Origin of the sequence: Mesorhizobium intechi (assembly GCF_002879535.1) — a bacterium.
GTDB lineage: Bacteria > Pseudomonadota > Alphaproteobacteria > Rhizobiales > Rhizobiaceae > Mesorhizobium > Mesorhizobium intechi.
In genome coordinates, this window is sequence record NZ_PNOT02000270.1 from 1 (window position 1) to 6,672 (window position 6,672).

At 64.4% G+C, this 6,672-nt stretch carries 5 protein-coding genes; 4 read left to right on the top strand and 1 reads right to left on the bottom strand.

Annotated features, from left to right (window positions below):
• Both C1D09_RS23710 and C1D09_RS23715 read left to right on the top strand, forming a co-directional pair.
• Positions 1-411, top strand: a 411-nt coding sequence (locus tag C1D09_RS23710) for an SIS domain-containing protein (protein WP_143976566.1), incomplete at its 5' end; no start/stop codon positions are given.
• An 89-nt stretch (positions 412-500) separates the two neighbouring features.
• Positions 501-1,253, top strand: a complete 753-nt coding sequence (locus C1D09_RS23715; RefSeq protein WP_143976567.1) for a DUF502 domain-containing protein — start codon at positions 501-503, stop codon at positions 1,251-1,253.
• Here the strand turns inward: C1D09_RS23715 and recG are convergent.
• Positions 1,205-3,313: an ATP-dependent DNA helicase RecG gene (gene recG, locus C1D09_RS23720; protein WP_143976568.1), complete on the bottom strand. Its 2,109-nt coding sequence runs from the start codon at positions 3,311-3,313 to the stop codon at positions 1,205-1,207. The two genes, C1D09_RS23715 and recG, sit on opposite strands and share 49 nt — an antisense overlap.
• A gap of 92 nt (positions 3,314-3,405) precedes the next feature.
• Between recG and C1D09_RS23725 the strand changes: the two genes are divergently transcribed.
• A complete protein-coding gene (locus C1D09_RS23725; protein WP_143976569.1) occupies positions 3,406-3,693 on the top strand; it encodes a succinate dehydrogenase assembly factor 2 in 288 nt (95 codons plus the stop codon).
• A gap of 72 nt (positions 3,694-3,765) precedes the next feature.
• Positions 3,766-6,672: transcription-repair coupling factor (gene mfd / locus C1D09_RS23730; protein WP_143976570.1), on the top strand; the 2,907-nt coding region annotated here is incomplete at its 3' end.

Sequence of the window (6,672 nt, forward strand, 5' to 3'; positions counted from 1 at the left end):
ACCAATTTCCCGCTGGCCATGGAAGGCGCGCTCAAACTCAAGGAAATCTCCTACATCCACGCCGAAGGCTATGCGGCGGGCGAATTGAAGCATGGGCCGATCGCGCTGATCGACGAGAACATGCCGGTCATCGTGATCGCGCCGCATGACCGCATTTTCGAGAAGACCGTGTCCAACATGCAGGAAGTCGCGGCGCGCGGCGGCAAGATCATCCTGATCACCGACGCCAAGGGCGCCGCACAGGTCAGCGTCAAGACGATGGAGACGATCATCCTGCCGGACGTGCCCGAAATCATCTCGCCGATCATCTATGCCCTGCCGATCCAGATGCTGGCCTATTTCGCCGCCGTCTTCATGGGCACCGACGTCGACCAGCCGCGCAACCTGGCAAAATCCGTGACGGTGGAATAGGGCCCTAACGGGCGCTCTTTAAAAACTTCGCAGTTTCAAAGCGGCTTCCGGTTCACTAATGTTGCGCTGCAACCCGCGCCCGGTGAACCATGTCCGATGCTCCCAAGACCTCCGGCATGACCCGGCTGAGGAACTATTTCCTCACGGGCTTCGTCGTCTGCGCGCCGCTGGCGATCACAGCCTATATCGCCTGGTCGTTCATCGGCTGGGTCGATTCCTGGGTGAAGCCCTATATTCCGGCGCGTTACAGCCCCGATACCTATCTGCCGTTTCCAGTCCCGGGATTCGGGCTGATCGTCGCGCTGATCCTCATTACACTGATCGGTTTCCTTACCGCCAACATTGTCGGCCGCGCCATTGTCGGTTTCGGCGAGCGCCTGCTTGGCCGCATGCCGCTGGTGCGCGGCATCTATGGCTCGCTGAAGCAGATATTCGAGACCGTCCTGTCGAACAAGGGCGACATGTTCCGCCAGGTCGGACTGGTCGAATATCCGCGCAAGGGCGTGTGGTCGCTGGTGTTCGTCGCCAGCGAGAAGGAAACCGAGATCAATGAGAAGCTCGACCAGGATGGCGATCCGCTGATCGCCGTGTTCATGCCCTGCACGCCGAACCCGACGACCGGATTCCTGATGTATGTGCTGAAGTCGGACATCGTCCTGCTCGACATGACGATCGAGGACGGTGCCAAGCTGATTGTTTCGGCCGGGCTGGTGGCGCCCGAGGTGAAAAGCAAGATGGTGACGCTGAATGGCGAGCCGATCAACGGAACGGTCGCCAATCCGCCATTGGGGCCTCACCCGGCGCGCAGAAGCCGAACGGCCTCGTCGCGCCCGAACAAATAGAGCAGCAGGCGCAGCGCCTCGCCGCGGTCGGATTGCAGCTCCGGGTCGCGTGACAGGATAAGCCTTGCATCGTCGCGCGCAGCCTCCAGGAGATCGGCATGCGCCTCGATGCGCGCCACCTGGAAGCCCGGTGTGCCGGACTGGCGGGTGCCCAACAGCTCGCCTTCGCCCCGCAATTTCAGGTCTTCCTCGGCGATCAAAAAGCCGTCCTCGGTCCCGCGCATCACCGACAGCCGGCGTTTTGCCGTCTCGCCGAGCGGGTCCTTGTAGAGCAGCACGCAAGAGGAGGGCTTGTCGCCGCGCCCGACCCGCCCGCGCAACTGGTGCAACTGCGCAAGCCCGAAACGCTCGGCATGTTCGATGACCATGACGGTGGCATCCGGCACGTCGACGCCGACCTCGATGACCGTGGTTGCGATCAGGATGCGAGTCTCGCCCTCCTTGAAGGCGCGCATCGCCTCGTCTTTCTCGGCGCCCTTCATGCGGCCGTGGACAAGGCCGATGCGGTCGCCGAACAACGGTTTCAGCGAGGCAAAGCGATCCTCGGCCGACATCAGCTTGATCTCCTCGGATTCCTCGACCAGCGGGCAGATCCAGTAGATTTTCTGGCCGCCGGCCAGGGCATCCTGCATGCGGCCGACCAGTTCGTCGAGACGCTCCAGCGGCAGCGTGACGGTGCGGATCGGCTGTCGGCCGGCGGGCTTTTCGGTCAGCTTGGAGACATCCATGTCACCGAAGGCGGTCAGCACCAGCGTGCGCGGGATGGGTGTGGCGGTCATTACCAGCATGTCCGGCGCATCGCCCTTGGCGGTGATGGCGAGCCGCTGGTGGACGCCGAAACGATGCTGCTCGTCGATGACCGCCAGCGCCAGATCACGGAAGGTCACTGTCTCCTGGAACAGCGCGTGCGTGCCGACGACGACGTCGATCTCGCCGCTCGCCAGCCCGGCCAGTGTTTCGGTGCGTTCGCGGCCCTTTTCGCGGCCGGTGAGGATAGCGATGCGCAGCCCGACCTTGGCGGCGAGCGGCGCGATCGTCGCCAGATGCTGGCGCGCCAGGATTTCGGTCGGCGCCATCAGTGCCGCCTGACCGCCGGCCTCGACGGCGCGCGCCATGGCAAGCAGCGCGACCACCGTCTTACCCGAGCCGACATCGCCCTGCAGCAGCCGCAGCATGCGCTCGGGGTCGGCAAGGTCGGCATTGATTTCGGCCAGCGCGAATTCCTGGCTTGCGGTCAGCGAATAGGGAAGGGCTGCACGCAGTTTCTCCACGATGCGGCCATCACCGACCAGGGGGCGGCCGGACAGGCGGCGGATCTTGGCCCGTACCAGCGCCAGCGAGACCTGGCCCGCCAGCAACTCGTCATAGGCAAGACGACGCCAGGCCGCGCCGTCGATGGAAACGTCGATGGGATCGGCCGGATTGTGGACACGGGTAAGCGCGTCGGCAAAGGTGGGAAAGGTGTGCCGGCGCATGAACGCGCCGTCCTGCCACTCCGGAAATTCGGGCAGGCGCGTCAGCGCCTGCCCGATCGCGCGGCGCAGCACCTTGCCCGAGAGCCCTGCGGTGAGCGGATAGACCGGCTCGACCAGCGGCAGGTTTTCCGCTTCGCTGGCCAGCGCGATATGGTCCGGGTGAACCATGGTCGGGCGGCCGTTGAACCATTCCATGCGGCCCGAGACCACGACACGCTCGCCCACGGGCATTGCCTTTTCGAGATAGGCGGCGTGCGCATGAAAGAAGGTCAAGCCGATCTCGCCGGTATCGTCATGGGCATAGACCCTGTAAGGCACCGACCGGTTGCCGCGCGGCGGCGGCTGGTGACGGTCGATGCGCACGTCGAGGGTCACGATCTGGCCCTCCGCCGAACCGGCGATGCCCGGCCGGCTGCGGCGGTCGATGACGGTGTGCGGCAACACGAACAGAAGGTCGCCCGCGCGGGCCGCTCGATCACCAAGATCAGCCGTGACGACCTTCTCGATCAGCGCGCCGACCTTCGGTCCGACGCCGGCAAGCGAAGTGATCGGAACAAACAGCGGATCGAGGATGGAAGGACGCATGATGTCAGCTTATGTCGCGACGGCTACAGCGCAAGGCTGACAGCCCCTTCTATCCACGCTATATGCGCCGCAGCAAGTGAGGATGCGCCACAATGACCGGAACGAAACGATCAAGCGAGGGGCTGGACGCCCACCGCCGCAAGCTGTTGTTCCGCTCGTGGCACCGCGGCATGCGCGAGATGGATCTCGTCCTCGGCACCTTCGCCGACGCCGAGATCGGCGCCTTGACGGCCGAGGAAATCGAACAATATGAGAGGCTCCTCGACATTTCCGACACCGAATTCCTGCCGCTGATCACCGGTGAACGCCCGATCCCGGCGGATATCGATTGTCCTGTCCTGCAAAAGATCCTGGCGTCCCGCCGGACCATGACTTTCTGAACAAAAGCAATCCCTGGAAAAGTGCGAAGCGGTTTTCCTACAGGAATTGCGACAAACAAAGACCGTGATTTGATGAGCCTCATTCCCACCATTGGTCTGCCGAAAGGCCGTGCCGGCCAGTTCATCGTCGATGGTGTCGCCGATGGGTACGAGGCGTTTGCACTGGTGCAGGCGGCACTCGAGATCGCGCCCGACAAGCCGGTGCTGTTCGTCGCGCGCGACGGCCAGCGCCTGCCTGTTATCATCGAGGCACTGACCTTTGCCGCGCCCGGCCTCCCGGTGCTGGAACTGCCGGCCTGGGACTGTCTACCCTACGATCGCGTCTCGCCCGGCTCGGATGCCGCCGCCAAGCGCCTCGATGCCCTGACAGCGATGATCGCGCTGGCGAAGAAGCCGCATCGCGCCGTCATCCTCACCACCGCCAATGCGCTGCTGCAGCGCATCCCGCCGGCCGACCTGGTCGAGGCGCAGACCTTTCATGCCAGGCCCGGCAACCAGGTCGACATGAACGCGCTGATTGCGCGGTTGGAAACGTCCGGCTTCGAGCGGGTGCCGACAGTTCGCGGCATCGGCGAGTTCGCGGTGCGCGGCGGCATTCTCGACCTGTTTGCTCCGGGCTGGACCGAGGCGCTGCGCCTCGATTTCTTTGGCGATACGCTGGAATCGATCCGCGTCTTCGATGTCGCCACCCAGCGCACTACCGGCCAGCGCAAGTCGATGGCGCTGCAGGCGATGAGCGAAGTGGCGCTGACGCCCGAAACCATCAGCCGCTTCCGTCGCTCCTATATCGAAGCCTTTGGCGCGCCGCAGCGCGACGACGGCCTCTACGCGGCGGTCAGCGAAGGCAGGCGCTTCGCCGGCATGGAGCATTGGCTGCCGTTTTTCTATGAACGGCTGGAGACGGTGTTCGACTATATGCCGGATACGCCTGTGGTTTTCGACCATCTGGCGCATGAAGCGCTGGCCGAGCGCCACACGCTGATCCTCGACCACTATGAAGCGCGCAAGAAGCAGGCCGACGCCGCGCTGAAGGATGCCGTGCCCTACAAGCCGGTGGCGCCGGATCTGCTCTATCTCTCGCCGGAAAACCTGATCGCCTCGCTCGGGCCGCGCGAAGCGATCGACTTCACGCCTTTCGACGCGCCCGATGCCGGCGTGAAAAGGGTCTATCACGCCGGCTCGCGCCATGGGCGCAGCTTCGTCGAGGAGCGCGCCGATCCGAACGTCAACGTCTTCGATGTTGTCGTCAGGCATATTGCCGACGAGCGCGCGGCCCGTCGGCGTGTTGTCATAGCCGGCTGGACAGAAGGCTCGCTCGACCGGCTCGGCCAGATCCTGGCCGAGCACCATCTCGGCAATCTCAAGCAGGTCGAGACGCTGGGCGAAGCCGAACAGCTTGAGCCGGGGCAGGCGGCTTTGGCCGTGCTGCCGCTTGAATCCGGCTTCGAGACCGAAAAACTGGTCGTCGTCGCCGAGCAGGACATTCTGGGCGACCGGCTGATCCGGCGTTCCAAGCGCAAGAAGCGCGCCTCCGACTTCATCGCCGAGGCTTCGGCGCTGTCGGCCGGCGATATTGTCGTCCATGCCGACCATGGCATTGGCCGCTTCATCGGCCTGCGCACGATCGAGGCGGTCGGCGCGCCGCATGACTGCCTGGAAATCCACTATGCCGGCGACGACCGGTTGTTCCTGCCGGTGGAAAACATCGAGCTGCTGTCGCGCTACGGTTCCGACACGGCCGAAGCGACGCTGGACAAGCTGGGCGGCGGCGCCTGGCAGTCGCGCAAGGCAAAGCTGAAGCGGCGCCTGCTCGACATGGCCGGGCAACTGATCCGTATCGCCGCCGAGCGGCAGATGCGCGCCGCACCGGCGTTGGTGCCGGCCGAAGGTCTCTATGACGAGTTCGCGGCGCGTTTTCCCTACGAGGAAACCGACGACCAGCAGACGGCGATCGATTCGGTCAGGGACGACCTCGGCGCCGGCAAGCCGATGGACCGGCTGATCTGCGGCGATGTCGGTTTCGGCAAGACCGAAGTGGCGTTGCGCGCCGCCTTCATCGCGGCCATGGAAGGGTTCCAGGTCGCGGTCGTGGTGCCGACAACGCTGTTGTCGCGCCAGCATTTCAAGACATTTTCCCAGCGTTTCTCAGGCCTTCCGATTCGCGTCGCCCAGGCCTCGCGGCTGGTCGGCGCCAAGGAACTGGCCGAGACGAAGAAGGCGCTGGCCGAAGGTCAGGTCGACATCGTTGTCGGCACCCATGCGCTGCTCGGTTCGTCGATCTCGTTCAAAAACCTTGGCCTGCTGATCATTGACGAGGAGCAGCACTTTGGTGTCAAGCACAAGGAGCGCCTGAAGGACCTGAAGACCGATGTCCATGTGCTGACGCTGTCGGCGACGCCGATCCCGCGCACGCTGCAACTGGCGCTGACCGGAGTGCGCGAGCTGTCGCTGATCGCCACGCCGCCCGTCGACCGCATGGCGGTGCGCACCTTCATCTCGCCGTTCGATCCGCTGGTCATCCGTGAGACGCTGCTGCGCGAACGCTACCGTGGCGGCCATTCCTTCTATGTCGTGCCGCGCATCAGCGATCTCGCCGAAATACATGATTTCCTGAAAGAATCCGTCCCGGAGCTGAAAGTTGCCGTGGCCCATGGCCAGATGCCGCCGGGCGAACTCGACGACATCATGAACGCCTTCTATGACGGTCAGTACGACGTGCTTCTGTCGACGACCATCGTTGAATCCGGTCTCGACATCCCGACGGCCAACACGCTGATCATCCACCGCGCCGACATGTTCGGCCTGTCGCAGCTCTACCAGTTGCGTGGCCGTGTCGGCCGCTCGAAGGTGCGCGCTTATGCGCTGTTCACGCTGCCGGCGAACCGCAAGCTGACCGACACCGCCGAGCGCCGGCTGAAGGTGCTGCAGTCGCTCGACACGCTGGGAGCCGGCTTCCAGCTCGCCAGCCATGATCTCGAC

What these genes read in the sequence shown, in the direction of transcription:
- C1D09_RS23715 (WP_143976567.1), top strand. Translation starts at nt 501, where the DNA reads ATGTCCGATGCTCCCAAGACCTCCGGCATGACCCGGCTGAGGAACTAT.
- recG (WP_143976568.1), bottom strand. Translation starts at nt 3,313, where the DNA reads ATGCGTCCTTCCATCCTCGATCCGCTGTTTGTTCCGATCACTTCGCTT.
- C1D09_RS23725 (WP_143976569.1), top strand. Translation starts at nt 3,406, where the DNA reads ATGACCGGAACGAAACGATCAAGCGAGGGGCTGGACGCCCACCGCCGC.